The following is a 1,266-nucleotide window of genomic DNA, read 5'->3' on the forward strand; positions in this document are numbered from 1 at the left end:
TAACATCTATTACACTATTCCATTGATCCAAATTCATTTTTAGAAATGTGGAATCGGCTGCTTACACCCGCATTATTAATTAAAACATCAATGTTTGAATTTTCAAGCAATATAGATATCTGTAGTTCAACTTCAGATATATTATTTAGGTCTAATGCCAGAAAGGAAACGTGTTTTTTTTCTATTTTATTTTCCGCCAGCCAACAGTCTAAAACATCTCTTGGTTTATGAGTATGAGTCACATAAGCATGGTATCCTTTATTAACAAAAGCCTTTACCAACGCAGTCCCAATTCCACCTGTACCACCTGTGATTAAAACAGACTTCATCGTTAACCTCTTTTTATTAACTTTGCCTGGTGGCCAACCGCAACAGTATTACCAGCTTCAACGTTTTTGGTTACAACACTGCCCAAACCAACAACAGCGGAGTCCCCAATGCTAACTTTCTGCATCGTCGATGAATTGGGTCCCATCCAGACACCTTCCCCCAAAAAAACGCCTCCACTTAACTCAGTACATGCTGTCAATATTGAATTTTTCCCAATTTGGCAATTATGCGCTATGTGTACTAAATTATCCGTTTTAACACCATCATTGATAACTGTATTATCAAGAGCTCCAATGCAAACACTATTTAACGCCCCTATTTCAACATTATTACCAATGATTACTCTTCCTAAATGTGGAAATCTATACCAATCCCTCATCACTTTTTCGAAGCCAAAACCCTGGGCGCCGATAACTGAGTTTGCTCTGATAATTGTGTTAGAACCGATCACTGTACCTTGGTGAATTGTTACATTGTGTTCAATTATCGTCCTTTCGCCAATACTTACTCCATCTTCAATTACTGCAGAGTTAGCTATAATCGCAGAGTTATCAATAACTAGTGATGATGTTTTTCTAACTAAAACTTCWGAGTCAATCAAAAAACTGTAACGCCCCTGCAGAAGTCCTAAGCGAGGATTTTTAGAAAGAAGCACCGTCTCTGCTTCGACTCCGTCAAGACCAATAACGATTCCTTTTAATACATTTTCTTTTGGTTTATTGGCAAAATTTTAATACATTCGACTCTATATTTTCCAAGCTACCAACAGTCCGAATAAGCTGCTCACTGTCACCATAAAAATCTAATTCTAAAGCATTTGCCAGTTCAGAAGCAGAAATATCGCGGACAATATGATACTGCATAACCACCTACTTTATAAATACATTCGAATAACTTCAAAAGATTCTGAATATTCTTTACCTACTTGAATTCCYT

General features: G+C 36.9%; 3 protein-coding genes. All 3 read right to left on the minus strand.

The window, feature by feature from the left end:
• Positions 1-14 precede the first annotated feature (14 nt).
• On the minus strand, positions 15-329 hold the full coding sequence (locus CIK04_RS29205) for an SDR family NAD(P)-dependent oxidoreductase (protein ID WP_128824753.1): 315 nt from the start codon (positions 327-329) through the stop codon (positions 15-17).
• Positions 330-331: 2 nt separating this feature from the next.
• On the minus strand, positions 332-985 hold the full coding sequence (locus tag CIK04_RS29210; protein WP_128824754.1) for a UDP-3-O-(3-hydroxymyristoyl)glucosamine N-acyltransferase: 654 nt from the start codon (positions 983-985) through the stop codon (positions 332-334).
• Positions 986-1,046: 61 nt separating this feature from the next.
• Positions 1,047-1,193, minus strand: coding sequence for a hypothetical protein (locus tag CIK04_RS32970; RefSeq protein WP_176463471.1), 147 nt, complete (start codon positions 1,191-1,193; stop codon positions 1,047-1,049).
• Positions 1,194-1,266 lie beyond the last annotated feature (73 nt).

Source organism: Vibrio sp. 03_296 (assembly GCF_002265885.1).

Coding starts and splice junctions, on each gene's coding strand:
- CIK04_RS32970 (WP_176463471.1), bottom strand. CDS start 1,193: ATGCAGTATCATATTGTCCGCGATATTTCTGCTTCTGAACTGGCAAAT.
- CIK04_RS29205 (WP_128824753.1), bottom strand. CDS start 329: ATGAAGTCTGTTTTAATCACAGGTGGTACAGGTGGAATTGGGACTGCG.